Raw genomic sequence first — 26,044 nt, 5'->3', positions numbered from 1 at the left:
CTCACCCGCACGCGGCAAGGGTCACAGGTCACGGCTGCTCAGCACCTCCGTGGCGGCGATCTTCAGGATCCCGTCCTCCTCCCGCAAGCGATACACAGTGACCTCCTGCGCGACGCGACCGTCGCGAAAGCTGTACGTCAACGTCGCCTCGCCGCGGTCCGGCCCGGACGCCGTCACGTCCGTGATGGAGACATCGACGATCTCGGACCAGAACGCCTCGTATCCCTCACGACCCCCGGCATGGTTCGCCTGATAGTCGGCCGTCATCAGGGGCCATGCGCCATCCCGGTTCTCCGGCATCATCGCGTAGTACGCCGAGATCGCCTCGACCACTCGCTGCTCAGGAGTCACGACCGCCGGTGGCTCGGGCACCTCCTCCGCGGGTGCCGACGCCGTCGGTGAGGGGCTTTGCGCCGGCGCGACCTGCTCCGGCCCGGAAGATGGACCGGGGTTCGTGACCGAAGACTCCTCGGGCCGGGGGTCCGCCTCGTGCGTGGGCGACGGCCGCAACAGCGAGTAGAGGATCGCTGCAGCCACCACGACGACCAAGAGCGCGAGGAGGGCGGCAGCGGCGATGCGCGCGGGGCGACGACGCTCCCGCGCGGGGGCCCTGGCAGGCTCCGGTACCGCGACCTCGGATCGCGCCTCGACGGATGCCGGGGCCGCCGCGACGGGCTTGCCGAGCCTCTCCGTCTCCGCCGTGGGCGCCTCGAAGCGCGTCGGTTGATCGAAGGGGATCGTCCTCGCCGTAGATCGTTCGTCGGGCGGGGTCGGGCCAGGGGGGTCGACCGAGTCTGGCGGCGATCCCGGCCCCACAGGGGCCGGAACCGTCGGGGCGGTCTCGGCCTCCAGACCCACCGTGACCGCGTCGAATCCGAGAGCGATGAAGCTCGCCGGGACGTCACGATCGGCGCCTGGACCGTGCATCGAGCCGAGCGCATCTGCGACGGTGACCATCGTCGGTCGGCGCTTCGGCTGCGTCGCGAGCATCTTGCGCAGCAGTGGCGTCAGCGGGCCGGCGCGCTCAGGCGCCGCGTACCCTCCGCGGGCGACCTTGTGCAGCAGGGCGATCGAGTTCCGGTCGGTTCCGAACGGCGGCGAGCCCTCGACCAGCGCGTACAGCGTCGACCCGAGCGAGAAGACGTCCGACGCGAAGCTCGTCGGCAGTCCGCGCGCGGCCTCAGGTGCGAGGAAGGCGGGGGTTCCGTGGATCATCCCCGTCGCGGTGATCGTCGCATCGCCGAGTGCGTGCGAGATGCCGAAGTCGCTGATCATCGCGGAGCCGTCGGCCGTGATGAGGATATTCCCGGGCTTGACGTCGCGGTGAACGATCTTGAGCTCATGTGCCGCGGCGAGAGCGGACGCCACCTGGGCCCCTATTCGTGCCGTCTCGGAGGGTGTGAACGTGCCGAGCTCGCGAAGGAGTTCCGACAGTGGCGTGGAATCGATCAGCTGCATCACGATGCACGGCTGGCCGTCGTGCTCGACGACGTCGAAGATCGTGACAGCGTGGGGATGGTGGAGGCTCGCTGTGTTCCGCGCCTCCCGCAGCGCCCGGTCAGTGGCGACCTGTCGCTCGGCGTCGGTGAGCTCGGGCTGAGTGCGCAGCATCTTGAGGGCGACGGTCCGGCGCAGTCTCGTATCCCACGCCTGCCACACGACGCCCATCCCGCCGGCGCCTAGCATCTTCACCAGCCGGTAGCGGTCGGCGATGAGGGCGGAAGGAGTACTCATGAGTGCGCCGCCCCTCGAAGCCTGCCGTGAACGCTACGCCGAACGCGGGTCGACCCGAGGGGCTTGCATGCCACGCCACAGTGTGGATCACGTGAGACGCGGAACAGCCGGAAACGACGAAAACCCCCGCTCAGCGGGGGTTCTCTCGTGCGGCTGGGGTACCTGGACTCGAACCAAGAACAACTGAAAGTCGTCTGGGGCTCGACTCCCCCACCGTCATGACGCATGATTCCGCGGATTTCCGCGGATCTCATGCCTCCATCGTACCGGCGTGCACGGACTCGCGCGGACTGAATCTGGTACCCGCGAGAGGTTTTCGGTCCCGTTTCTGGTTCCGGATCAGCATCGTGGCGGCTCATGTGAGAACGGGAGTCGGCAACGGAGCCTGCCGCATCGACTGCGTTGACCACGCGCAGCTGGGAGACAGCGCCCGGACCGTCGATACGGTCCGCGAGTCCGGCCTCAGTTCTCCGCTCGACTGAAGCGAGCGAACCTTTGACGGTCGGATTCGCTCCCCCGCGCTGCATCCATTCGTTCCCCGGTGTTCGTCATGTGCGCCGCCTCCGCTCGAACGAATCCGTAGAGCGCGCTCCGCGTGGGCAGATCGACCCACAGTCGGATACTTCCGGTCTTCACCCCGGCACCGTTGACGATCGCGGCGCCCCCGATCCGGTCGAGGAACGGCCGCATCTCCTCTGCCACGTTCGCCGGCAGATAGCCCACACCGCGCCCGTTGGAGAACACGGCGATGTTGACCAACCCGCGCAAGTTGTCCGGCTCTAGCCGAAGGACGTAGGCGCGACGCTCACGCCCCTGACGCTCGCGATCGTTGACGAGGTAGTGAGTCCGCTCCAATCCGATCGAGCGGGACGATAACCGCCGCAGATCTGGCAGGTCATCATGACGCCGGACACGCCCCGTGACCGCATGCACAATCTCTTCCCACCACACGGGCATGAGTGCTCTCTCTTCGGGCCGGTAGTGTCATCAGGCGAGCGGGAACGCGCGCTGATGCGTCCAGGTCGGTTCAGGCGTGGACTCGGCCATCGTCAGCGACGAGATTCATGACCCGGATGCGGATACCGCTCGCGTGTTTCCAGAGGTCCTAAACGTCACCGACGCTGCCAGCGCCGTCACGGCCGTCGTGCGTTCATTCTCGCTGGCGGCCGCATCCGCGAACCGCGTAGCCGCTGCCTCCCGCGTCGTGCGAACGACAGCGCTGATTTCGGCGAGCCGATCAGCGAGAACACTTGCCAGCCCATCCCGCAACTCTTCCAGGTTCGTGTTCGCGATCTCCAAGCGGCGATCGGAGACGGTCACCTCAACAGTCGGGTATCCCGACTTGGTGAGAGAGTCGCGAGTCTCATCGCCGAGGATCGCCGTCACCTCTTCGCGCTCGGGACGGCGACTGAATACCGCCTCCACCGTGTAGCGATCGGGGGCATCCTCGGTCATCAGCGCTGCAGGCAACGAGCCCACCAGCACCGATCCCAGGCCCAGCGTCGCGGCGTCTCCACCGCTCGTTCGTGTCTGCGTCTCCATGACCAGACGGTACGCCTCCAACATGTGCGCCTCACAGGTTCCGCGAACCTCGCGCGCGTCGCCGGCCACGACCGATGCAGCCGCACCGATCCAGCGTCGCTCGGCTGCTGCCCCGCCGACGCCGGAGATCGTGCCGCTTGCCACCTTCCTGTGCGTTCACCGTGACCCCGCGTGGGGCACGGCGACACGGGGATACTCTGAGAACAGATGGCCCGGACTTCGTCATTGATGCGACACGATCTGTGCGCGCTTCACATGACAGGAGCACAAGATGGTCGTCCCTCCTTCCGGATCGATCGCGGCATCCGTGCGGTCCGCGACGCCGAAGGCGCCGAATCGCTACACGGAACTGTCACAGATGGTGACCCGAAGCGGCCTGATGCGGCGTCGTTACGGCTATTACTGGACGAAGCTCGTCGCGGCCCGGTCGCGATCGCGGGCGTGCTCACCGGCTTCATCCTCATCGGCGACACCTGGTGGCAGCTGGTGACGGCGGCCGTGCTGGCCGTCGTCCTCACGCAGGTTGCCATGCTCGGACACGACGCGGCCCACCGGCAGATCTTCCGCTCGGGTCGGTGGAACGACTGGACCACGCTGGTGATCGGAAATCTCCTCGTGGGAATGAGCTACGGCTGGTGGCAGCACAAGCACACGCGACATCACGCCAATCCGAACAAGATCGGCAGCGACCCCGACATCGAACTGTCCAAAGACGCGTGCCTCCGGTCCGCCCGCATGTGTTGCTACCCACAGTCGCAGCACGCGTCAATGGCGTACGCGATCGACGCGACGGTGTCGTCAGATTGGCCGGTCTCACCTTTCACTGTCGAAATGTTCGGGCAAGGCAGTCCGAGCGCGCCAGAGAATATACCAATCCGGGGGTTCCGACGGGGATCTGGGACCAGGGGCATGAGATGTCGGAGATGGTTGCCACCGAGGACGTAGCTGAGTCGCGCCGTCCAGACGTCTGGGCGCTGCTGGAGCGCGCGACGTGCTGATGCGCGAATCGGGAGGCGCCGATGCGGGGCTTGTGAGCTGAGCGAGACCGAGTGGGCCGCAATGCGGTTGCTTGCGGAGAGCGGACGGACTTCCGAGGTGACCGCGACGATGATCGTCGCCGCCCTGCATCTCGCGGCCGCGTCGGGCATCGCCAATGGTGGACCGGCTGCTGACCCGCGGCCTTGTGATGGGCGCCCGCAGCGCTGATGACCGTCACAAGAAGATCGTTCGTCTGGTGGACAACACCATGAACCCTGACGATGTCGACCCCCTCTCCACCGCCCCTCACGCAATCGCCGCCCGTCTGACCCTCAGCGATGCGCAGATCGTCGCGGCTTCCTGCAACAAATCCTGGTCGCCCACTACCCACCCCGATGAGATGGTGTCAGCGCCAATGCTTGCGTGAAAGTCTCGATGCCGGCAGCCATCGCCTGGGCGAACGCGGGCCGATGAGCTACGTGCCGTCGGAGCGCGCGACGAGCCTTCACACCGAAGGGCTTGTGCGCCGCGGGATGGACGTCACGTTGTCAGCTACCGGGACTCCCCACCGGCGCGCAACTGGGAGCCCGTCGTGAAGCACCCGCGGTCCTATGGCGATAAGTCTCCAGCAAGCTCGTACCGTTTCGTTCGTCTGAAACTAAAGCCTCTTCGGCTTCGCGGCCTGCATCGATAGACCGACCTCGATCAGATATGTGAGGGGTAGTGGACCGAAAACGTCCACAGTCTCGCCACCAAGCTGTCGTGGGAAGGCAACCACTAGTTCGACACCGGGCCGACGCATGTTGCCGATCAGATAGTCAACGACGCGAATGCGCTTGAGCCGACCGCTAACTCGGGGCCGCGAACTGGGGGCGTTCGGAGGACGCGTGAACGTGACGCGGTGGTTGATATCGAGGTCGTCGAGATCCCCCACGGTGCACGACCGGGGGCGCGATGACTGTTCCATTTCTACTTCTCCTCGCTTCGTTCTTTCCGCCACGGAAGCGTCATTATGGGCCAATGCGGGTGAAGGCTAATGTGCGGCCAACGAGCCGCCCTCCTGCGCACAGGCGACTGGAGCGATGGCAACAGCGGACGCTGAATGCATCGGGGTCGGCACGGCATGTCAATCGACCGGTGCGCACGCAGCCGCACTCAGCTCCCGGCACGATCTGGTGTTTAGGTTCGATGCCGGGTCGGCGGTTGAAGGCCGGACCGCGATCCGTTCGCACGCCACCAGGGTTGTGTACCGCAGAGAAAGTTCTCGACAACAGGGCACGATCTGGAGTCGCAAGGTCCGCGCTCATTTCAGAAGTCCTCGGCCGCTGGCCACTTGTCCTGCGTGAAGTCAGCGGGGTCGAACGGGTCGGACCCTTCGTCATCCGGCACCAGCGTTCGTTCGATGAACACCAGGACACCCGGACTGATCAGTATTGACACGACCGACCCCTCCGCCGACGTCGGCAACGTGACCACGCCGCCTCCGGCTCGCACCGCATCCGTCAGCTCAGCGAGGATTGCGGCTTCGTCGGCCGCTCTCGGGAGGCGATGAACATAGTCTCCGATGGTCAACTCGATCGCGTACACGCGCCTCCGATCCCCTTGAGGATACGCCCGCCTCGCCGCGGTCCCTGTGGGGGTTGCGCACTGTGAGGAACCGTGCGCCAGCCAAAGTGGCCCGGATGCTGGTCACATCACGGTTGACCGTTGGTGTCGCAGACGACAGTCAGATGGTTGCAGCGAAAGCCGCGACCGCGAATCGATCGAGCGCCGGCGACCTGATAAGTCGAGTCTCCGGCCGAGGGCTCCTCAACGTCGCTGTCGACCGCATCGGGTGCGTCGCCGGGGATGGGAACGCGCTCGATGAGGACCGACACGCCGGGACTGATCAGTACCGACCAGGAGATCTCTGAGCTGGGCGGCAACTCCACGACGCGGCCGCCGGCGCGCCGCCGCCGTCAACGCGCGGCCACGTCCTCGTCAGTGCGGGGAGGCAACGTACGTGTGGTCACCGATGATTCCTCCGCTTCCGCGCCACGGCAGATCGCGTGTCCAGGGTGCGCGCAAGCAGTTGCGCGCCGACACAGCCGGCATGCACTTGTCCGCCCGGAGTTCGTCCTAGTATCCACCACTCCGGGGGACGTCACCTGTTGCCTCCCACACGTTGCAGCTCGGGCGCGCCAATCGGCTCGATCCGAAAGTGGAGTGTGCACGATGGGCGCGGTGAACGCGCAGCTCGGCGCGTGCGGCTGGCTGGGAACACCGACTCTGATTGTCCATTTTCGCCGGGCGAACCTCGGGCCCGGTAGGCCTGTAGGAGGTTTGGGCATCCCGATGGGCCGGTCATCCGGACTGAGCTCCGTTACTGCGCGGTGCAATCCTCTAGAGGCGTCTCACATAGATTGCGACGCCCTCGTCGTCCTCGATGTCGAGGCGGTATTCCTCGCCGCGGAACCACGCGGCGGTGGGGACCGATCCGTCGGACTCCCGGTCGAGGATTTCGATGCCGACAGTGACGCGGCGGCGGCGGCCGGTAGCCACCTCGTCGAATCTGGCCTTGTACACGTTCGGCGGTTCCATCCACCGAGCGTACGCCGCAGTCGCAGGGCACGGCTCGAGCGTGAATGGCCCGCAGCGATCGCCGGCGTTCGAGTGGCGACGCGCTCCGTTCCTGAGAGCGTGCACATGTGGGGGCCGTACTTTCACAAGATGAGCAGCGGATCCGATCAGCCGTACGACCGGACGCTGGACGAACGTCGCGCCGCTCGCGACAAGCGATGGGCGGAGGCCAGAGCGGAGGACTGGCGCGCGGAGCGATCGATACCTCCAACCCCGCTTCAGCCCCGTGCGAAGGAACGCCTCCGCTCGCTGAAACCAACCGACATCCCGTCGCTCGCGCCCGGCGATGATCCGTACACTCCGCCCGATTCTCTATAGACATCCGTCCCACGAAAACTGTCCGCCCTGGCTTGGGTGGACCGCTGGCGCGGAGCGATGAAATCCAAAAGCGCGTGCTGTCGGCGACGCTTGAGAACTGGTCAGTTCCGACGCCTTGCATTCCAGCGGTCATCGCAACGAGGGCTGATTCTCGGACATTAGCAGGGTGGCGAAGAGGTCCGCGGGTGCGCGGTCGCCGAGCGTCATTCGGGGTCGGCGATTGAGCTCGTCCTCGACTCTGGCGAGGTCCCGCGGCGTGTGGACGGCGAGGTTCGTCGACTTGGGGAAGTACTGGCGCAGCAACCCGTTTGTGTTTTCGTTGCTGCCGCGTTGCCAGGGGCTGGCGGCGTCGCAGAAGTAGATCTTCGTGCCGGTGTCGGCGGTGATGTCGAGGTGCTTGGCCATCTCGGTGCCTTGATCCCAGGTCAGCGTCCGCCGCAGCCCCTGCGGGAGAGCGCGGAGGGCCCGCACCAATGCTGCGTGCAGTTCGGATGAGGTGGGCGCGTTCAGGTGCAGCAGCTTCACGTAGCGGGTCTGCCGCTCTACGAGTGTGCCGATCGCGGAGCGGTGGTGCGGGCCGACGATGAGGTCGCCCTCCCAGTTGCCCGCCACCGATCTGTCTGTCGGTTCGAACTCGCGGTCGTGGATCGACAGCATCGGCTGCGCGAACCGGCGTCCGGCTCGGATCAGGCGGGTGTGCGCCCTGCGGTGGTCGCGTCCTGTCCGCAGCGGTGACGGGTCGGGTTTGCGGAGAAGCCCTGTTCCGGGCCGGTAGATCGCGAGATAGATGCTCTCCGTCGCGACCCGCATGCCGGCATCGTCGGGGTGTGCGGCGCGCAGGGCGCGGCTGATCTGCTGCGGACTCCACCGCTCCTTCAATCTCGCCTTCACGTACGTGCGCAGCACTGGATTGGTCGACAGCTTCAACGGCTTCGGGCGCCGGCGACGGGTCGCGGCGATGCTGTGCGCGTGGAACGGTCGGTACTGGCCGGACTCATGTGCGTTGCGTCGCAGCTCCCTACTGATCGTCGACGGCGACCGGCCCAGCGTCTTGGCGATCTCCGTCGGTCCGGCGCCCCTGCTCGCGAGGTCGGCGATCCGGATGCGTTCCTCCTCGGACAGGAAGCGGGGCGAGATGGGGCGAAGCGCAAGCGGCTCGAGCGGCGGCACGACTTTCACCGTGCCATCCTTTCGCCGCACCGTCGTGCCGTCTCTCCAGATATACGCCGTGGTGCGCACGACACCGACCTCGCGCGCCGCGGCGGCCAACGGCCACCCTTGCGCGAGCAGCTCCATGAACCGCTTCCGCGCCAACGACTTCGGCCTCCGCCCAGGACCCTTCGGAACACGACGTGACGACAACATGACCTCCAACTGGTGTGATCACGTTGCGACGATCACTGGAAACCACCCGTACGACACCGTTCACATTCCGCTTGAGGAACGGGACGACGTAGATGTGGAAGTGATGGCCGCCGAGCCCGCGCGTCTTGATCTCTGCTTTGATCGTCTCGACCTCTGCCTCGATGGCTGTCTCCGCCAGGCGGCGAAGCTCAGCTTCGATCTCAGGCTGCGTGTGATCCTCGAACGGGAACTCCGTCACGTCCAGCTCGAAGCCGATGAAGACGCCGAAGGCGTTCGACTTCTTGAGTGGCGTGTCGCCTTCCGCGGGCGGCAGCAAGATCGACGCAAGGAGCTTCACCTTCGCCGGATCGAGGCTCTCCTTGAGGAGCTCGGACTCGACCAGCCAGGTATCGAACTCGAACGAGTCCTCCTGCACCTTGCCCATCGACTCGAACGCCGCTTTGACGCCGCGCCCCGGGCTTGAGCCGACCTTCCCCTTGACGTCGCCGTACATCTTCGACTCCCCGAAGATCAGCTGGTACTCCCCCTCGCTGACTTCGAGTAGATGGACACCGTCGGTGCCATGCACGTAGTGCTCGCTGGAGGTCTTCAGCTCCATCTTGGACAGGATCTTAGGCGCCCCGAGGTGGCCCTCAAGGAACGAGTAGAGGAGCAACTCCCCGCCTTCGCCTGCATTGGCGTCCGGCGTCTTGAACTGCTCCTGCACCTTCGCCACGAACTCGACCATGCGGCTCGGATCCTCGAGCACCTGGCCCAGATTCTGGCGCGAGAGCACGTAGCTGATGCTGTTGTTGGAGAGCTCCTTGAAGAGGGGCGCGAGCGCGAAGTCGCCACCGTCGACCCTCAGGACGTGGAGATGCATCACCGTCTTCGCATGCACGTCGAAACGCTTGGGATCATAGAAGAGAGCCAGGAAGCGCTCCCGGTTCATGAGCGAGAGCGGCAGTACCGGTTCGAAGCCCTCGCCTGTCGCCGACCGGGTCTCGGCCGCCGTCATAGGTTCCAACTCCCCGGAGCGGCGCGGGCGTATTCGTCGATTCCGATCGCCTCGAAGTGACGCTTGGCCGACTTGATCTTGGCGAGTTCGCTCGGGCGAAGCTTCGCATCTTCGAGCGTGCTCTTGGTCTCTCGGATCATGTAGATGCGATCGTGGCCGTCATCGTGCTTGATGATCGCCCAGTCGGGGTTGTAAGGGCCGACAGGCGTATCGATCTTGAACTTGGCCGGCAGCTTCATGAAGAGCTTGATGTCCTCGCGGCTGTCGAGCAGCTCAGCGAACTGACGCTCAACGTCAGAGTCGAAGACCACGTAGTCGAAGTCGGTCTTCTGAGAGTTCTGCACCTTGTACATATGGTCGAGGAAGCGGTCCTTCTCCTCTTCCCCATCGCGCTGCAGTTCCCGAAGTTCATAGACCGAGCCAGCGATCTTCTCGTACTGGATTCCATCGACCACGATCTTCGCAAGCTCCGCTTGGATCAGACGCTTGGCAGTGGCAATGAAGTCGTTCGGGTTGCCGATGAACTCGGGAAGGCGCTCGCTCTGGATAAGGATGTCGACGATGGTCTTCCGCGTCAGTGAGGTCGCGGTCTGAAGCTCAGCGATGATGTCGGGCAGATCGTAGCTCCCCTTCAACCCCGCCGACCGCGTGCCAAGTTCCTCGCCCTTGGCACCGCCGCGCAACACCTTGACGCCTGCGCGCGTGACCTGGATCCGAAGCGGGTCGATCTTCGGGGCAGACCGAATCGCCGCTACCGCGCGGTCCACGATCTGTTCGCGGTCGACACTCACCCGGTAGGTCGTCCGGCGGCTGATGGCGTGCCAGAACTCTTCGAACTCCGGCGTCGCGTAGAGCTGCTTGTTCAGCAGGCGCGGGTGACGCTTGCTGGCCGGCTTCACGTACGTGCCGATGTGCGCCCGCTGCACGAGGGCACAGATCTCGGTTTCGTATGGCTCGTACTCTTCGGGCAACGACAGCGTGAAGCCGAGCGTGCTCGGCTGGAACTTGCTCGTCACCTTGCCGTCCGCGATGAAGCCCTTCGCGGCGAGGTGCTCCCACACTTCGAGCGAGCGCTGGAAGCCGAACAGGTCGTCCGTGAGCGCGCCCGCGGCGTCCTGCAGCGGGATCTTCGAGAACTCGCTCTTTCGAACTTCCCCGATCTCCACGCCCGCCGTCTTGTATTCGTTCTGGAGGCTCTTGGCGAACGCGGTGTAAGACTCGTTCGCGACCACAGTGAGGGTGGCGATGCCAGGATCGGCGACCCGCACAAAGCCGTCCGGGGTCTTCGCGACCGGGAGACGCAGCCCGCGGCCGATGGTCTGACGGCGCTCGGTCTCAGCACCCATCTCGCGGAGGGTGCAGATCTGGAAGACGTTGGGATTATCCCAGCCTTCGCGAAGCGCAGAGTGACTGAAAATGAAGCGGACGTCCTCGGCCTCGTCCAGCAGTCTCTCTTTCGCCTGCATGATCAGTTCGTAGGCATCGTCGTCCGCCTTCGTCGTTCCCGAACTGTCCTGCGCGGCGGTCACCTTGCCGCGCTTGATCTGAGAGAAGTAGGCGCGGCGTAGCGCTGACGGTTCCTGCGGAAGCAGCTCCTGGTAGCGCGCGAGCTTGGCGCGCTCTTCGACGAAGACCTCGTCGAACCAGCGGGCGAACTCTCCGTCGGCGGTCTCGTTGGTCGTGCCGTCGCCCATGTAGCTCGCGACCTTGTCGACGAAGAAGAGGCTCAGCACCTTGATGTTCCGAGGCCGAAGCATGGCCTCCTTGCGGAGGTGCTCACGGATCGTCTCGCGGATCATCTCCTTGTAGATCGCACCAGTTGAGCCGCCAATGCTCTCGCCCTGTTCGAGGAAGCCGTGCAGGGTGAGGTCGACGTAGGCGGGTTCGAGGCTGATCTCGTTGATGCGCCAGCCTTCGTAGATCGGGTTGCCTGTCACGCGCTCGTCGGAGAGCTCCTGGTGCGGCTTCACCGTCACGATGAGCCGCTCGAAGGTACCGTCGGCCTTGCGGCACGAGAGCTCCAGTCGGGCCGCCCACGATGGCTCGCGCTTAACCTCGACGAGCTTGATGTACGGCGTTGCGTCGGCGCCTTGCTGCTGAACGTCCGCCACGACGATCTGCTTAACCAGCCCGAGGTCGTGGGCATCGACAGGATCGAGCCGGTAGACCACATTGCGCTGCTTCTTATGCGTGGCGCTGTAGCGGAGCGTGACCACAGGATCTAGCTCGCCGACCGCGGACTGGGACAGGAGCGATTCCATGTTCTGGGGCTCGTCCATGATGACGACGGGGTGCGTTGCCTTGAGGTAGTCGATCGGGCGCAACCCGTTCAACTTGTCCTTGGCCTGATGGATGATGCGGGTGTTGGCGGTGCCGCGGATCGCATCGATGGTCATCACCAGAATCTGGATGTTCGTCGACGTGGCGAAGGCCTGCGCCTCCTCCGCGTTCTTGCCGCTGTAGACCGAGAAGTCGAAGGGTTGCCCGGGATACAGATCGCCGAAGTGGCCGCGCATGAGCCGGATGCTCGTGGCGACGCCTTCTCGGATAGCCACGCTCGGCACGAGGATCACGAACTTGGTGAAGTTGTAGTCCTTCGCGAGTTCGAAGATCGTCCTGAGGTAGACGTAGGTCTTGCCGGTGCCGGTCTCCATCTCGATATCGAAGTCCAGCGCGGAGTCAAAGAGCTTCGGTGCCACCTCCAGGCCGTTGCGGTCCTGGACTCGCTGGAGATTCGCAAACACCGTGTCCTGGTCGAGGACGAGGTTGTTACCGATCGCGCCCACTTCCTGCGTGAGGTCGAGATCAAGGGTTGCCTGATCGGTCTCCTTGAGCGTCGCTTGACCACGGAGGGTGAGTTCGAGCTTGTCTGCGTCCTTCGGCTGGCCGTCAAAGAGGTCGACGACGGCGCCCACCGCTTCGAGCTGATACGGCTGGCTCGGATCGAACTGGAATGCTGAGCCCCCCATTACGCCGTCCAGAGCTCCACGCTCTTCGACTTCGCGAGCTGGACGAGGTTTGTCTTCAGCTCGTCGTCGCCTTGAAACGCGTCTTCGAGGATGATCATGCGCGCCGGGCCGGCACCCACGACATTCCGCAACTGCTCCAGCGATGGCTTGGTGTGCTCGTCAAGGTAGGCGAGGACACCGAAGTCGCCGTCGCTGTCGTAGACCGCGCGAAGCTCCAGCCCATCGATCTCAACAGGGGCGATCTTCTCGGTCAGCGAGTAACCCTGCTTCAGCAGGATCTCGGTGAGGAGGTCGTCCGGGGTCGCGTGGTCGGCGCTGCTGCTGTCGCGTAGGTCGAGCAGGTGCTGTTCCAGGGCAGTCGCTTCGATGTCGCTGGTCACGCGCCACTTCGAGAAGTTGGTGTCGGAGAGCGTGTAGGCGCGGAATCCAACGTCAAGCGTCCCATGCCCCTCATCCAGCTGACCGGCTTTCGTGGCGAGGATCTTGGTCCCGGCCAGGTCGACGCGCTTTCGCGAGACTTCGGCGATCGTCTGATAGCCCGCCTTTTGTGCGGCAGAGTCCTGTGGAGTCGGCTCGGGCAGCTGCACTTGAATGTGCTGACGCCGCCCACCGTCGACGGAGTTCAGCTCCATGACCGCATGCGCAGTCGTTGCAGAGCCGGAGAAGAAGTCGAGTACCACCGAGTCGAGATCGGTTGCGATGTGAAGAATCTTCTTGATCAGACCGACAGGCTTGGGGTTGGTGAAGACATTCTTCCCGAGTAGTTCTTTGACCGTGAGACTGGCCTTCTTATTGCCTTCAATGTCGTCCCAGTAGTTCGAGACCTGCTTGGTGCGACCCTCCAGGTAGTACTTCACGTACGGCTTGTAATTGCCGTCGGCATCCTGCTTCCAGACGATCATGCCTTCGGCGTCCCACGCGTCGAACTGCGCCCGTGCCGTGCGCCAGCAGCTGTCGTACCCGCCCGGGCCGATGGGATAGACCTCTGATCCGTCCGGTGCTTCGAGCGCGTAGTAGAGGTTCGGGCGATCCTCTCGTCGGTCATTGGTGCCCGTCTTTCTGAACTGCAGCACCGAGTAGCGCCCGCGGTCGTCTTCCTGGTTGAAGCGGGCCATGTCCTGCTCGTCAAGTGGGAGCCCGTTCGGGATGTAGTTCGCCTTGCTCCGTGCGTACACGAGTAGAAAGTCGATGCTGCTCCCGATGTCATTGGCGTCCTGTCCCGTCGTTGTTCCCTTAGAGACTGCGATCTGCCCGACGTAGTTCGACTCGCCAAAGACCTCGTTCAAGAGCTTGCGAAGGTTGTCGACCTCGTGGTCGCTGATGCTGACGAAAATGGTGCCGTCGTCGGTGAGGAGGTTTCGCGCCAGCTTGAGACGCGGATACATCATCGAGAGCCAGTTCGAGTGATATCGCCCTTCGGTCTCGGCGTTCGTCGTGACCTTCTTGCCGCCCTCGTTCACCTGCTTGGTCCACTCGAGGTAGGTATCGAGCCCCTCCCGGTAGTTGTCGGGGTAGACGAAGTCCTTGCCGGTGTTGTACGGCGGATCGATGTAGATCAGCTTGACCTTGTTGTGATAGTGCTTCTGCAAGATCTTGAGCACTTCGAGGTTGTCGCCCTCGATGAAGATGTTCTTCGTCGTGTCCCAGCCTTTGGAGTTGGCGGGATCCGGACGCAGTGTTGCGGTCGTCGGCTCCTGCGCAGCGCGCAGCGCCCGCTTCTTGCCGGGCCAGAAGAGCCCAAAGCGCTCATTGGCGTCGGTTGCATCCGCGGCAAGGAGCTCCTGCAGCTTGGCGACGTCGATCTTGCCGTCGGCAATCGCCTCAGGTACGAGCTCCGCCAGCTGTGCGGCGAGCTCGGTCTGGAAGTTTGGGGTTGTCGATGGTGTCTCGTGGATGTCGTCGTTCATTCGGTGGGTCTCTTTCAAGATTTCGGTTGCTATCGTTGATTTCTCGACGCCGGCTACGGCTCTATGCGCCAGCGGATCGAGAACAAGTGTTCTGTGGACTGGGTGCCTCGTAGGGACTGTTCGATGAGGTCGAGGTACTTGTCGGCTTCATCGCGAAGCTTTCGCCGTGTCTCCCGGAACTGCTCGTCGGCGTCCTCCGCACGCTGCTCCCAGCGGCGCGCGTCCTTCTTATGCCGGAGCTGCTCCATTGGGTCGTCGGCTTGTCGGGCCAGCCGGCGAGCCTCCTTCTCTTTCGCGCGATACTCACGGATCGAGCCTTCGTGCTCAGCTTTGCGGTCCTGCTGATTCCGGTAGATCAGCTCTTCCTGCTGGTCGTAGTAGCGGGAGTTCCGCCCCTGCACTTCGCGCTCGAGCTCGCCTCGGCGTGCGTCGAGGAGCGGCGCGATCTTGGATTCGTCGATGAAGGCGGGATCTTGCCCGACCGCGACGCACGCCAGGTCGAGTATGTCCGCCACGTACTCGTCGTCGAGGACTGGTCCGTCATCGCTGACACCCGCGGCGAGAATGTAGGACTCGGAGACGTCCTCGTCCCGCGCCTTCATCATGAAAGTCACCAAATCGACGACAAGCTCGCCGCTTTGACCGACGAGGCCCTTGACGGCCGAACTGGCCCGCTCGGACTCGCTGACGCTGAATGTCAGCTCGCGCGGCGGAGTCTCTCGGCTCTTCGAGGTGTCAACGACGTGCTGAGCGAGTGGGCTGGCGTACCGGTACTGGTGCGCGTTCTCTAGCGGTTTGCTCTTGAAGTAGTAGCGACCTGACGGCGCCTCGACGACCGGCGACTCGTGCAACACAAAGGTGCGGCCGTCACCCTCGAACGTTGCGCGCTCGGACAGCTCGTGTCGAGTCACCGCGAGAAGGAGCCGTTCGAACTTGTTGAGCACCTCCCCCGACTGCGCGTCATACGCCTTCAGGCGGTCCTGGACGTGCGGGTCGAGGTTGTCGAAGACCTTGGCCTTGGCACTCGCCATTTCGGTCGAGATCTCGACGGCGTAGCGGGCGTCGAGATCCTTGAATGCTGCATCGATCTCGGCATCGGTGCGGCTGCGCGTCAGGATGTCGCTGATCGTCTTCTCGAAGTCCAGGCCGTCCTCGATGGCGCCCAGCACTTCATCGCTCGCCCCGAAGACGCTGGAGAAGAGATGGAACTTGTTGGCGAGGAGTTCGAGGATGCGCTGCTCCGCGAGATTGCCCTTGTTCGAGAAGTTCACAACGACGACGTCGAACTGCTGACCGATGCGGTGCGCGCGGCCAATCCGTTGCTCGACACGCTGCGGGTTCCACGGGAGGTCGTAGTTGACCACCATGGAGCAGAACTGGAGGTTGATGCCCTCCGCGGCTGCCTCCGTCGCGATCATGATCGTCCCTTGCGTGCGGAAGTAGTCGACGAGCGCCTTGCGGCGGTCGGCGGCCGGGATACCGGTGATCAGGTCGCCGTCACGGTTCGCCTTGAGCCAGGCCTGATAGATCGCGGTCTGCTCCGGCCCGTCATTGGAGCCGTTGAAGAGCACGAGCCCGTCGCCCTTGCCCGCGTCGTGGAGCGCACGCGCGATGTACTCCTGCGTCTTCGTGGAGTCCGTGAAGATGATCGCCTTCTCGGGAGCGCCGAGAGCCCGCAGGCGTTCGAAGCCAAGGTCGATCGCCTCGGCGAGCCCTGCTGCCTTCTGGTTAACCGTGATTGATCGCGCAAACGCTGCGTACTCGCGGAGCTCGCCGACTTCGGCCGTCATGGCTTCCATGAGCGGCGAGTCCGCTGCGCCTGAACGGTCTCCGCGGATCGGCGGGGTATCAGCCTCGATCTCTTCTGACTCTTCGAGTTCTTCGCTCGTGAGGTCGTCTCCATCGAAGTCCGCAGCGATCAGACCACCGCGAGCGTCGCGGCGTTGACCAGCGGCGACCTCGGCCGCCAGACGATTGGCGATGTTCTCCAGGGTGCTCGCGACGGCGTACGTAGAGGAACCGAGACGCTTGCGAATGATGAGAGCGGACAGATGGCGCTGTGCGCCGGTGAACGCGAAGAGTTCGTCGCGTTGCAGATAGTCGTTGACCAGCTCGTACAGGCGAACTTCAGCGGGGCTCGGTGTGAACTCGACAGTCAGCGGGAGTCGCTTGGTGAAGTGGATGTACTTATCCGCGTCTCGTCGGAGAGTGCGCTTCGATATCGTCGCGACGCGCTCGGCGAGGTCATCGCCCGCGTCGTCCCGGTTCTTGATGTATCGCTCGCGGAAGGCATCAAGTGAGTAGAAGTAGCCAGGATCGAACACGGACACAAGGCCGTAGAGTTCCTCCAGCTTGTTCTGTAGCGGCGTCGCGGTGAGCAGCACCGTCTTGTGCGCGCCCCCGATGACGTGAGCCATGGCCTCGGCGACCTTACCCTTGCTCGTCCAGTGATTGCGGAGCCGGTGCGCTTCGTCTGCGACCACGAGATCCCAGGCATGGAGCAGAGACTGCTCATTCCGTAGCGCGAACTCGTACGAGCAGATCAGCACCTCGCCCTTGCCGGTGCCAGCCCGCTGGAGCAGCGCGTCCTTCGACTTCGGATCGAGAATGCTGGCTGGGATAAGGAACTTCTCGAAGAGCTCCTGCTTCCACTGCTGGCGAAGGCTCGACGGCGTGACGATCAGGATCGAACGACGCCGCTCTGCCCAGTATTGAGAGATGACAATGCCAGCCTCGATCGTCTTCCCGAGGCCTACCTCATCGGCGAGGATTACGCCCGGCAGGTAGGGCGTCTGCAAAGCGAAGAGAGCCGCGTCGATCTGATGCGGCTTTGGCTCCACCTGAGCATCGAAGAGCAATCCGGCGAGCTTACCGACGTGATCGCTCGCGTAGCTACGCTGCAGCTCGTACGCGAAATACTTCGCCTGGTAGTCGGTCAGGTCAGTCACGAGTAGAGCCCCGCCTGGTGACGGTCGACTGGAGTCGTGCCCCACCATTCTCTGTTCCCCATACGCTGTGTCAGTCTCCCCACGGTTTCGTGGCGGGTTAGTTGATATCCAAAGTCCGAATGCCCTTCAGGGTATCGACCAGCCGATCGGGAGCCGGGATTACGTAAGGGCGCGGCGGGGAGCAATGCTCTGACACCCGCAATGCGTCAAATCATCGACGACGCCAACTCCCCTCCCCACGCGATGGAATCTTGGGCGCCTCCCGCATGCCGCGTCGGGTCGCTCCCCCGCCGCACCCTCGGAAGGCAGCTGCTTGACCTTGGCGGGCACGGCTACGCCTCAAGCACACCTGGCTCTGTAGGGCGAAGGTTCCAGATTGGCCAGGTCCGAATCGTCGCGAGCTTGTCCTCGGCGATCTCGCTGAGGAGATACGCTACGTCGTCCGGATCGCCGAGCAAGATCGCGCATGACAGCTCGACCTCCTCCGCCATCGCCAGAATTGACCGTCCAGCCTCCCGCCTCGTAGCGCGGATCATCTTCAGCTGCTCGGTAGAGAGTCCGGTGGTCCGATGAAGTATCTGCCAACGGTTGATGAGGTGGACGGGCGTCTCGCCCTCGTGCTCGATGATCCATTCGTTGAGCGCACTCGCGGCGCGGAGGAACTCTTCCTTTCGCACCGCCTTCGAGTCTGCCGCGAGGACGAGCGCCAGGACGCGCTGGTTGGCGAGACTCATCGTGCGGTCGCTGTCCGCGATGGGCTCGTAGGCATCCAGAATGCGATCGAGTCGGAGGTTCAGAATCGTTGGCAAGTGCTCCTGCTCGACGATGTCATATGCGGTGACTGGGAAGGCATTGGCGGCATCGTCATCCTCAGCGCTCCAGCGGAACATATGGGGTGCGGCCGGGTCGAACGGGTCGATGTAGCGCCAGGTATCGGGCTCGCTGCCTCGCACTGTCATGAGCATCACTGCCCAAGGCCCAAAATGCACCAGGCCCCGCGCGGTGTCGCCGGACTCGTTTCGCAGCTCCTCTCCGCGGACAAACGCTCGGTGCAGCGCCTTCAGCCAGGTGAAGGCTTGGGTGCTGATCTCGTCAAGATCGATCAGCGCACCGTCCACCCCAAGGTGGTCAAACAGCTCTTCCAGCTCCGAGAGAGATGAGAGATGGCCGCGGAGTTCGTCTAGATGACTGGCAACGTCACCTGTTGCGCCGCCGAGCGGGCTGGGCGCGCCATTAATCTCGACGCCTTGCTTCTCGATCAACCCGATAAGGAAGCGGGTAGCCTTGAGCCGCTCATCGAAGTTGCCTGGGGCGGTGTAACCCACGTTCCAGATCCGCTGAGTTCCGTTCTCCCGCATCGTAAGCGTCACGGCTGGCCCGAGGCGGACTTCAACAGTCTCTTCGTCAATGCGGCGAATGGAGACATGTTCATACGTGACCCCGCCGGCGCCAATCGCAATGTCTGTCGCCTGTTCCAGGTACGTCTGGGGGTAGATATGCAGCTCGCCACCGAGCGGCAGGGTAAGTCCGCCCACGGTCGTGAGTTCGAGGGCGTAGTCCAGCTCATCCGGCGTGAGCCGTAACGGAGCGCTGAGATCCAGATCGATCGCCGAGTGGACAGTGAGGCTCTTCATCCTCTCGAAGACACCGGAGTCAAAGCCGACCGACGTTCGCTGGTCACGGGTCTTCAGTGCGAGGGCGACGATCCGCTCGATCTCGACAGGCTGGTTGGGGAAGCGCTTGAACACGACCGAGATGGACGCTTGCGTGGCCGGCACGGAATTCAAGACGTGCTCGATCGTGAACGGTGAGAGGAGCGCGTAGTAGGGAGTGCAGCGGCCGCGCTTGTCGACGGCGACGTGAAAGTACAGAACGCCCGAGTCTCGCTGGAACCCGAGCAAATCGATGCGCGAGACGCCGAACGATACCTGCGTGGGGTGTTTCCCTGCGTGCGAGCGACCCTTGACCTGCACCGACACCCTTCCCAGCCAGTCAGTCTTCTTCTGACCGAGCCCGGAATACACATCGATGTGACCGTCGGTGAAAGGGGTCTTGTCGTTCGACGCAATGAATGGCTTCAGATGTGGGCAGCGCGCGACCATGGCCTGGATCTTGGCAACCGCCAGCGCTTCAACGTCCACGGTGCTCATCCTTCCAGGAGGGGTCGACACCAGCGTGGAATGAGACCCGAGGTACTCACGGCTCGGCGGTGGCGCCGACCTGACGACTAGATGGTCCCGGCCGCGTTCGATTGACCCGCCCGCCCCGCGCCAAGACCCGTCAGCTCAGCGCCGCCGTACCGCCCCGGCATAGATCCACGCATGGTGCTCGTGTCCGTTCGGTGTGCACCATCGGACAAGCACTGCCGTGTCCGTCCAGGCAATCACCACGGCATCCACCTCGCGAGGTTCGACAAGCGCGACCTGAAACTGGAGCCGTGCCGTCACGGGGATGGGCTCGCGGGCATCTCGCCGCTGGCCAGTGGCGCGCACCTCGTCGATCGAGAGGCCGATAGGTGAGCCGGTTCTCTCCCGCAGCCGGTCGGCGCCTTCAATGTCGCGCCCGACCAGGTCGTAGCGACGGTTCTGCCCCACGGCGGGTTAGTCCCACGAGGCGACAAGCATCTAGCGGTCGCCGACGTGCTCGACGTCCATGACGGCCGTGCGGTGATCAACGTCGGATCGGGCGGTGAAGCGCCAGTTGTCCCAGAGTGGGCCACTGGATTGGAGGGAGGGCTGATCGATGATGCGCCAGCGTTCGGCGCGCCAAATGAGGCGTGCCGGGAGGGCGCCCTCTTGCCAGAGCTGAATGTTGTCGGCGGCGGTTGAAAACTGGTCAGTTCCGGCGGGGTGGTTTCCAGTGATCGTCGCAACGTGATCACACCAGTTGGAGGTCATGTTGTCGTCACGTCGTGTTCCGAAGGGTCCTGGGCGGAGGCCGAAGTCGTTGGCGCGGAAGCGGTTCATGGAGCTGCTCGCGCAAGGGTGGCCGTTGGCCGCCGCGGCGCGCGAGGTCGGTGTCGTGCGCACCACGGCGTATATCTGGAGAGACGGCACGACGGTGCGGCGAAAGGATGGCACGGTGAAAGTCGTGCCGCCGCTCGAGCCGCTTGCGCTTCGCCCCATCTCGCCCCGCTTCCTGTCCGAGGAGGAACGCATCCGGATCGCCGACCTCGCGAGCAGGGGCGCCGGACCGACGGAGATCGCCAAGACGCTGGGCCGGTCGCCGTCGACGATCAGTAGGGAGCTGCGACGCAACGCACATGAGTCCGGCCAGTACCGACCGTTCCACGCGCACAGCATCGCCGCGACCCGTCGCCGGCGCCCGAAGCCGTTGAAGCTGTCGACCAATCCAGTGCTGCGCACGTACGTGAAGGCGAGATTGAAGGAGCGGTGGAGTCCGCAGCAGATCAGCCGCGCCCTGCGCGCCGCACACCCCGACGATGCCGGCATGCGGGTCGCGACGGAGAGCATCTATCTCGCGATCTACCGGCCCGGAACAGGGCTTCTCCGCAAACCCGACCCGTCACCGCTGCGGACAGGACGCGACCACCGCAGGGCGCACACCCGCCTGATCCGAGCCGGACGCCGGTTCGCGCAGCCGATGCTGTCGATCCACGACCGCGAGTTCGAACCGACAGACAGATCGGTGGCGGGCAACTGGGAGGGCGACCTCATCGTCGGCCCGCACCACCGCTCCGCGATCGGCACACTCGTAGAGCGGCAGACCCGCTACGTGAAGCTGCTGCACCTGAACGCGCCCACCTCATCCGAACTGCACGCAGCATTGGTGCGGGCCCTCCGCGCTCTCCCGCAGGGGCTGCGGCGGACGCTGACCTGGGATCAAGGCACCGAGATGGCCAAGCACCTCGACATCACCGCCGACACCGGCACGAAGATCTACTTCTGCGACGCCGCCAGCCCCTGGCAACGCGGCAGCAACGAAAACACAAACGGGTTGCTGCGCCAGTACTTCCCCAAGTCGACGAACCTCGCCGTCCACACGCCGCGGGACCTCGCCAGAGTCGAGGACGAGCTCAATCGCCGACCCCGAATGACGCTCGGCGACCGCGCACCCGCGGACCTCTTCGCCACCCTGCTAATGTCCGAGAATCAGCCCTCGTTGCGATGACCGCTGGAATGCAAGGCGTCGGAACTGACCAGTTCTCAAGCGTCGCCGACAAATGTCCTCACGGATTGCTAGCCGCATCTCGCCTCCTAAACTAAGAACTGATGTTCGACTGTAGTGGGGGGTTGTGACAGTCGGCGGTGCGGGTCCGGATCGGGTGCCGCGCGCCTCAATGTCGTAGGCACGGCGGGTCGACTGCCCGCCGCAGGCAGTTGCAAACGGGCGGACTGGTCCGAGTGCCGAAGCCGGCACTTCGGGTTCATTCTGAGCCATGCTGAGCCTCCTCATTGGAAGCGATGGATGATCCCCGGGTGGGGGCCGCTACATCGCAGCCCGACGAGGAGTGGACGAGCGGTTACTGAACGAGCGGTCAGAAAAGTCAATACCCGTTGTCTATTCCACAATGGGCCACCTCTGTCAGATGACAGCCTGTCGGCGCACGGCCCACCGGGGGGCGAGTAAGCACCCAAACCGGGCTAGTTGGGACTCGCCGCCAGAATGTCGGCGAGGTCCGCGACGCTCCGGAGCACCTTCGTGCCGTACCGCGCCTCGATCTTTCCCTGGGTCAAGCGATGCTCCCACTGCGCCTCCGTGACGACAACGTCGCAGTACACGGCAGCAACCGGGAGCGCCAAGATGTCGTTGAAGTCGTTCAGCTCCCACTTCTGCTCGGCCTGACGGAGCTTGGCCGATCGCATCACGTTCGTGACGTACCGGATTGGCAGGTCGTCCATGAATCCGACCACACCTCCAGGGCCCAGGTCCTCTAGGAATTCCTCCCAGGTGAGACCGACACGGTTGAGCGCCTCCGTGACTGCGGTGCGGATGTCACCAAGATCTGAGGCACGCACCGCGAGGTCGATCATGTCCCCCGCGAGGCCCCTGGCCCGGATCTCGGAGCCGATCATGTTCTCGTAATCCACGTATTGCTGGTCGATGTGGCGAGTGTCCGGATTGAGCCCGGCCGCACGCACCACTTCGGGGCCGGCACGGAGCACCTGCTCCTCGATGAGCCTCGTGTAGATCTTCTGGATCTCGGGGTAATGGCGCTCCGGAATGTCGCCCGCCGCTGCGCGCAGCTTGCTTTCATCCAACTCCGGCCAGGTCACGCCCTCCTTCGTCACGTGACGCGCCCCGACGCCGAAGACCTCGACCTGCCGAGGCTGCCCCGGCCGTCCGTACCGGACCTTGAGTGCGCCGTCCACCTCCGCGGGCAGGATGTCCCTGCCGAGCGCCATGGTGTGCTGACGTGAGAGTTCGATCATGACGTCGGCGACGTCGTTACGCGACCGTTCGTTGGCACGCTTTCCCGTCTCGGCATAGCGAAACATGTCCAGAGGGAATGATGCGGTTCCTGCGGCTGCGGCAGCACGGGCAGCGTTCAGAGCGTCGACGTAGCGCGCGCCGGACGAATGGCCCGTGGCGGCACGGGCGAGGTCGATCCACTTGTTCTGATCGAGGTAGACGCGCAGCATGCGCTAATCCTCTCCGGTGAAGCGATCCTCGCGGCTCTGCGGCCCGCTGACGGCGCGTCTATGCGAAGGCGTTTCGCAGCTTCTCCAGCGCGGCCACGATCTCATCCACGTCAGTCGCGGACAGCTTGGTTATGTACTTGTCGATCGAGTACTGCTGGTAGCGCTGGAGCATGGCTTGATAGTCGCGCCCACGTTCTTCGAGGTGGAGTACATGCACCCGTCCGTCGCGGTCGCTGCGACGCCGCGAGAGATAACCTTCCCTTTTGAGAAGCGTGAGGTGCTGACTGATCGCCCCTTTCGTGACGCCAAGAGCCTCCGCCAGCGCGCGCGGCGTGATGTCCGGATCCGCGACAATCCGCCCGAGCACGGCGTGCTGCTGCCCTGTCAGTTCGAACTCGTCATAGCGGGGGCCGTCACGCTCGACCGCGAGCCATAACTCGAAGACGAGCGCGTTGATTCGGGCCGCGGCGATTACGAGGTGCTCCTCGGCTTCGTTCGGCATTGACTACTTCTTCTCTGCGGCCGGCGTACCGGTCTTCTTCTTGAAGAGCCGTGCCTTGATTGCCTGGTACGCCTCCTTGCCGACAAAAGCGACGCCGAGCACAAAGATGACTTCAGCCGCAGCCAGGTCGCCGGCTACAACCCCAGCCTTGGTCTCGACGTCAAGCGGCAGGAACGGTACGACTGCTGCGAAGAGCCATATCAGCGGGTAAAGGATCAGCAGTCCGACGCCCAGCTTGAACCGGAACGGCTTCTTGCGAGACCGCCGCGGGAGCGACGTCGGTGGGTGAGTCGGCGGAGGTCTTCATGCCATATGGTTTAGATATCTAAACCATATCCGTCAAGCCGCCCAGCACGACCTCAGGGTGAGTCACCCTGCTTCGCACACTGCGCCGCCGAGCCCCTGCACAGACGAGTCCGGTGGGAACCACCGGACGCCTACCCTGTTCGTCGACCTTGCTTCAGATTGGCAAACGGCAGGCGATTTCCGTGATCCCGTTTGAACTCCGCGATGAGGCGCGCCTCGACGACTTCCGGGTCTTCCGATGGTTCCGTCCTCCACCCCACCAGCAGCGCGTCGCTGTCCTCGAGCTGCCAGATGAAGCGTCCGCCCCAGTCCCCGACGGGCTCGCCGGCTCCGTGGCGACGGTACTCGTCGAGTCGCTTCGCGATGCCGCGGGTGCCGCGGCTACCCGCGGTGGCAACCCCGAGATATACGACGTCGGTGCCGGTGACCCATTCCGCCTTCAACCTGGCAACGGCAACGGACGGGTCGCGCTGCTTGAAGCGTCCGGCCGGACTGACGTCTCGGAAGCGCGGCGGCTCGTCGATGGTGCGCACGACGACGTACACACCGGGCGCGGTCGGCACGTCGGCCGCAGGGAGCTCAGCAAACGGCACGAACCCTTCAAAGCCCGTTCGTCGCAGCCCATCCACCGTCCATCGACTGAACTCTACGATCCACTCCCGGAAGCGGTCGGTGAGTTCGCGAGGCTCCACAGTCTGGCGTGCGAAGAAGATGCCGACGAGCTGATTGTCGGCCATCCAGTGCACGTCACTCGAAGAATCTGGGATCGCTCTCTCAAGCTCAGCCACGAACTCGTCATACGTGAGCGGACGCCCGAGTGCGTCGAGATGATCGGCGGCGACACGAAGGTCGGTCAGCAACTGCGGCGTCGAGGTCACAGCTGAAGACTACGGTCGGTAGGCGACGCGCTCGCCACCCGACTGGCGGAGGTTGCGAGTTCGCCCCGTTGCCCCGGGCCGGTATCGTCACGGCCATGCCTTTGACGCTTGGCCCGCTGCTGATCGACGCCGGTATCGACCCCGCGCGGGCGCTCGTGATCCGTCATGCCTTCGCCCAGGAGTCCGAGGAGAGCGGCTTGACGGGTCTCCACGCCAACTCGACCCACGCGGAGATCTTCGAGTACACGCGGAATCAGTCCGCCAGTACGCGAAGCTTCCCGGCCGACCCCCCGCGCATTTGGGTGGTCTTCATCAAGGAAGGCGGCGACCAAGCGCGACTGTGGTCAGTGGTGGAGAACCGCGGGGAGATCGCCAACAACGGGATCATCCGAACCTTCGAGCTCGCGGAGACTGACGTAATGGCAGACCTCCGTAGCCGACTTGTCATCGGCTGGAAGTCTCCGCGCACCTGGAAAATGAGTGCATCGACCGCCGCACGCTATCCGGTGGTCGGAATCGCGGACGCCGAGCCAATCCCGTTCCCCGGCTTCGACCGGCTCGTCCTGAGCCACGTGGACCTGCAAGCCGTGATGCGGGAACACCGTTACGCGTCGTGGCGCACTGCGCTGTCGTCGGTCTTCGGGATCTACTTGATCACGGACACCCGTGATGGGCGGCACTACGTCGGCAAGGCGGACGGCGAGGAGAGCATTCGCCAGCGTTGGAGCGCGTACGCGACCAACGGGCACGGCGGAAACGTCGAGCTTCGCGGTCTCGACCCGTCGAGCTTCCGTTTCTCACTGCTGCGCGTGTTCGATCCCTCGACGCCGACGCGCGACATCGACGTCGCTGAGAGCCACTTCAAGGACGCACTCGACTCCAGGCGCCACGGACTGAACCGCAACTGACGCACCCCAGCGGCGGCCGTCGGCTGCGACCCCTGGGGTCAACAACGGAACTGGGATAAGGTGCGCTCTCCCACCACGTCCGGCCTACGGGTCAGGTATCAGCCCACCGACAGCGACTCGCTTGAGGCCACTTCCGCGTCGTGGTGACGACGCTCGAGCGCCCGCACACGCACGAGCCGCACGAGCGTGATCGGCCCATTCACCGCGAACTTGATCGCGTTCCAAAGGCACACCAGCACAAGAAGGTTGATCCATCCTGGCGCTCCGCCGGCGACCCACTGTGCGAGTGCGGCGGCGATTACGACGTAGACGATCGCAAAGAGCATTGCGGGCACACCCCACTCCAGCCCGCGGCGTGTGTGCGTGGCGCGGATGAGGATGTTCGTCGGCATCGTCCGCTGGAAGAAGGCGTAGATGCGACTCACGAATGCGATCAGAAGTTGGAACATTGGCCAGGCCTCCTCCTTCAG

19 protein-coding genes and 2 pseudogenes are annotated in these 26,044 nt (G+C 64.2%); 4 read left to right on the top strand and 17 right to left on the bottom strand.

The features are described from left to right. Nucleotides 1–21: 21 nt before the first annotated feature. From MRBLWH7_RS02740 to MRBLWH7_RS02730, 3 genes are all read right to left on the bottom strand, one after another. On the bottom strand, nucleotides 22–1,734 hold the full coding sequence (locus tag MRBLWH7_RS02740) for a protein kinase (protein ID WP_341998924.1): 1,713 nt from the start codon (nucleotides 1,732–1,734) through the stop codon (nucleotides 22–24). Between the two features lie 462 nt (nucleotides 1,735–2,196). Next, nucleotides 2,197–2,691 (bottom strand): hypothetical protein, encoded by a 495-nt coding sequence (locus MRBLWH7_RS02735; RefSeq protein ID WP_341998922.1) that lies wholly within the window; start codon nucleotides 2,689–2,691, stop codon nucleotides 2,197–2,199. 105 nt (nucleotides 2,692–2,796) lie between these two features. After that, the gene (locus tag MRBLWH7_RS02730) at nucleotides 2,797–3,420 is read right to left on the bottom strand and encodes a hypothetical protein (protein WP_341998920.1); all 624 of its coding nucleotides are present in this window, start codon (nucleotides 3,418–3,420) and stop codon (nucleotides 2,797–2,799) included. A gap of 235 nt (nucleotides 3,421–3,655) precedes the next feature. Here MRBLWH7_RS02730 and MRBLWH7_RS02725 point away from each other — a divergent pair. After that, nucleotides 3,656–3,981 (top strand): annotated as a pseudogene (locus MRBLWH7_RS02725) (fatty acid desaturase); the annotation flags it as partial. 448 nt (nucleotides 3,982–4,429) lie between these two features. Continuing rightward, the gene (locus MRBLWH7_RS02720) at nucleotides 4,430–4,681 is read left to right on the top strand and encodes a hypothetical protein (RefSeq protein WP_341998918.1); all 252 of its coding nucleotides are present in this window, start codon (nucleotides 4,430–4,432) and stop codon (nucleotides 4,679–4,681) included. Nucleotides 4,682–5,562: 881 nt separating this feature from the next. Here MRBLWH7_RS02720 and MRBLWH7_RS02715 read toward each other — a convergent pair. The 10 genes and pseudogenes from MRBLWH7_RS02715 to MRBLWH7_RS02670 form a co-directional block, all read right to left on the bottom strand. Beyond that, the gene (locus tag MRBLWH7_RS02715; protein WP_341998916.1) at nucleotides 5,563–5,841 is read right to left on the bottom strand and encodes a hypothetical protein; all 279 of its coding nucleotides are present in this window, start codon (nucleotides 5,839–5,841) and stop codon (nucleotides 5,563–5,565) included. Between the two features lie 795 nt (nucleotides 5,842–6,636). Continuing rightward, nucleotides 6,637–6,834, bottom strand: coding sequence for a hypothetical protein (locus MRBLWH7_RS02710; RefSeq protein ID WP_341998914.1), 198 nt, complete (start codon nucleotides 6,832–6,834; stop codon nucleotides 6,637–6,639). Between the two features lie 486 nt (nucleotides 6,835–7,320). Continuing rightward, nucleotides 7,321–8,391 carry an IS30 family transposase gene (locus MRBLWH7_RS02705; RefSeq protein ID WP_341998912.1) on the bottom strand — a complete coding sequence of 357 codons (1,071 nt, stop codon included), beginning with the start codon at nucleotides 8,389–8,391 and terminating at the stop codon, nucleotides 7,321–7,323. 253 nt (nucleotides 8,392–8,644) lie between these two features. Further along, nucleotides 8,645–9,418, bottom strand: a pseudogene (locus MRBLWH7_RS02700) (DUF1837 domain-containing protein); the annotation flags it as partial. Between the two features lie 131 nt (nucleotides 9,419–9,549). After that, nucleotides 9,550–12,522, bottom strand: coding sequence for a DEAD/DEAH box helicase family protein (locus MRBLWH7_RS02695; protein ID WP_341998910.1), 2,973 nt, complete (start codon nucleotides 12,520–12,522; stop codon nucleotides 9,550–9,552). Further along, a complete protein-coding gene (locus tag MRBLWH7_RS02690; protein WP_341998909.1) occupies nucleotides 12,522–14,429 on the bottom strand; it encodes a site-specific DNA-methyltransferase in 1,908 nt (635 codons plus the stop codon). Before MRBLWH7_RS02690 ends, MRBLWH7_RS02695 begins: the two co-directional genes overlap by 1 nt. 53 nt (nucleotides 14,430–14,482) lie before the next feature. Then, the gene (locus tag MRBLWH7_RS02685) at nucleotides 14,483–17,377 is read right to left on the bottom strand and encodes an SNF2-related protein (RefSeq protein ID WP_341998908.1); all 2,895 of its coding nucleotides are present in this window, start codon (nucleotides 17,375–17,377) and stop codon (nucleotides 14,483–14,485) included. Nucleotides 17,378–17,709: 332 nt separating this feature from the next. Further along, complete coding sequence (locus MRBLWH7_RS02680) at nucleotides 17,710–19,527, bottom strand: hypothetical protein (protein WP_341998906.1); 1,818 nt, start codon at nucleotides 19,525–19,527, stop codon at nucleotides 17,710–17,712. Between the two features lie 135 nt (nucleotides 19,528–19,662). Continuing rightward, complete coding sequence (locus tag MRBLWH7_RS02675) at nucleotides 19,663–19,971, bottom strand: hypothetical protein (RefSeq protein WP_341998904.1); 309 nt, start codon at nucleotides 19,969–19,971, stop codon at nucleotides 19,663–19,665. 30 nt (nucleotides 19,972–20,001) lie between these two features. Beyond that, complete coding sequence (locus MRBLWH7_RS02670) at nucleotides 20,002–20,343, bottom strand: hypothetical protein (RefSeq protein WP_341998902.1); 342 nt, start codon at nucleotides 20,341–20,343, stop codon at nucleotides 20,002–20,004. On the opposite strand from MRBLWH7_RS02670, the gene MRBLWH7_RS02665 reads away from it, so the two are divergent. Further along, complete coding sequence (locus tag MRBLWH7_RS02665; RefSeq protein WP_341998899.1) at nucleotides 20,342–21,508, top strand: IS30 family transposase; 1,167 nt, start codon at nucleotides 20,342–20,344, stop codon at nucleotides 21,506–21,508. The two genes, MRBLWH7_RS02670 and MRBLWH7_RS02665, sit on opposite strands and share 2 nt — an antisense overlap. Nucleotides 21,509–21,981: 473 nt before the next feature. Here the strand turns inward: MRBLWH7_RS02665 and MRBLWH7_RS02660 are convergent, their stop codons facing one another. The 3 genes from MRBLWH7_RS02660 to MRBLWH7_RS02650 form a co-directional block, all read right to left on the bottom strand. Continuing rightward, nucleotides 21,982–22,980, bottom strand: coding sequence for a hypothetical protein (locus MRBLWH7_RS02660; protein ID WP_341998898.1), 999 nt, complete (start codon nucleotides 22,978–22,980; stop codon nucleotides 21,982–21,984). Between the two features lie 58 nt (nucleotides 22,981–23,038). Beyond that, nucleotides 23,039–23,482, bottom strand: a complete 444-nt coding sequence (locus MRBLWH7_RS02655) for a MarR family winged helix-turn-helix transcriptional regulator (protein WP_341998896.1) — start codon at nucleotides 23,480–23,482, stop codon at nucleotides 23,039–23,041. A gap of 437 nt (nucleotides 23,483–23,919) precedes the next feature. Beyond that, nucleotides 23,920–24,666, bottom strand: a complete 747-nt coding sequence (locus tag MRBLWH7_RS02650) for a hypothetical protein (protein ID WP_341998894.1) — start codon at nucleotides 24,664–24,666, stop codon at nucleotides 23,920–23,922. Nucleotides 24,667–24,761: 95 nt separating this feature from the next. Here MRBLWH7_RS02650 and MRBLWH7_RS02645 point away from each other — a divergent pair, with 95 nt between their 5' ends. Beyond that, nucleotides 24,762–25,574: a GIY-YIG nuclease family protein gene (locus tag MRBLWH7_RS02645; protein WP_342001883.1), complete on the top strand. Its 813-nt coding sequence runs from the start codon at nucleotides 24,762–24,764 to the stop codon at nucleotides 25,572–25,574. A gap of 98 nt (nucleotides 25,575–25,672) precedes the next feature. Here MRBLWH7_RS02645 and MRBLWH7_RS02640 read toward each other — a convergent pair whose 3' ends face one another. Continuing rightward, the gene (locus tag MRBLWH7_RS02640) at nucleotides 25,673–26,023 is read right to left on the bottom strand and encodes a sulfate permease (RefSeq protein WP_341998892.1); all 351 of its coding nucleotides are present in this window, start codon (nucleotides 26,021–26,023) and stop codon (nucleotides 25,673–25,675) included. Between the last annotated feature and the right edge of the window lie 21 nt (nucleotides 26,024–26,044).

This window comes from Microbacterium sp. LWH7-1.2, assembly GCF_038397755.1.
Taxonomy (GTDB): domain Bacteria; phylum Actinomycetota; class Actinomycetes; order Actinomycetales; family Microbacteriaceae; genus Microbacterium.
This window is presented reverse-complemented; position numbering and strand designations above follow the sequence as displayed.

Excerpts from the sequence above, each read along its gene's own strand:
- MRBLWH7_RS02695 (WP_341998910.1), bottom strand. The coding sequence starts at position 12,522 with ATGGGGGGCTCAGCATTCCAGTTCGATCCGAGCCAGCCGTATCAGCTC.
- MRBLWH7_RS02670 (WP_341998902.1), bottom strand. The coding sequence starts at position 20,343 with ATGAACCGCTTCCGCGCCAACGACTTCGGCCTCCGCCCAGGACCCTTC.
- MRBLWH7_RS02720 (WP_341998918.1), top strand. The coding sequence starts at position 4,430 with ATGGTGGACCGGCTGCTGACCCGCGGCCTTGTGATGGGCGCCCGCAGC.
- MRBLWH7_RS02680 (WP_341998906.1), bottom strand. The coding sequence starts at position 19,527 with ATGAGCACCGTGGACGTTGAAGCGCTGGCGGTTGCCAAGATCCAGGCC.
- MRBLWH7_RS02655 (WP_341998896.1), bottom strand. The coding sequence starts at position 23,482 with ATGCCGAACGAAGCCGAGGAGCACCTCGTAATCGCCGCGGCCCGAATC.
- MRBLWH7_RS02710 (WP_341998914.1), bottom strand. The coding sequence starts at position 6,834 with ATGGAACCGCCGAACGTGTACAAGGCCAGATTCGACGAGGTGGCTACC.
- MRBLWH7_RS02665 (WP_341998899.1), top strand. The coding sequence starts at position 20,342 with ATGGAGCTGCTCGCGCAAGGGTGGCCGTTGGCCGCCGCGGCGCGCGAG.
- MRBLWH7_RS02640 (WP_341998892.1), bottom strand. The coding sequence starts at position 26,023 with ATGTTCCAACTTCTGATCGCATTCGTGAGTCGCATCTACGCCTTCTTC.
- MRBLWH7_RS02660 (WP_341998898.1), bottom strand. The coding sequence starts at position 22,980 with ATGCTGCGCGTCTACCTCGATCAGAACAAGTGGATCGACCTCGCCCGT.
- MRBLWH7_RS02740 (WP_341998924.1), bottom strand. The coding sequence starts at position 1,734 with ATGAGTACTCCTTCCGCCCTCATCGCCGACCGCTACCGGCTGGTGAAG.
- MRBLWH7_RS02735 (WP_341998922.1), bottom strand. The coding sequence starts at position 2,691 with ATGCCCGTGTGGTGGGAAGAGATTGTGCATGCGGTCACGGGGCGTGTC.
- MRBLWH7_RS02690 (WP_341998909.1), bottom strand. The coding sequence starts at position 14,429 with ATGAACGACGACATCCACGAGACACCATCGACAACCCCAAACTTCCAG.
- MRBLWH7_RS02645 (WP_342001883.1), top strand. The coding sequence starts at position 24,762 with ATGCCTTTGACGCTTGGCCCGCTGCTGATCGACGCCGGTATCGACCCC.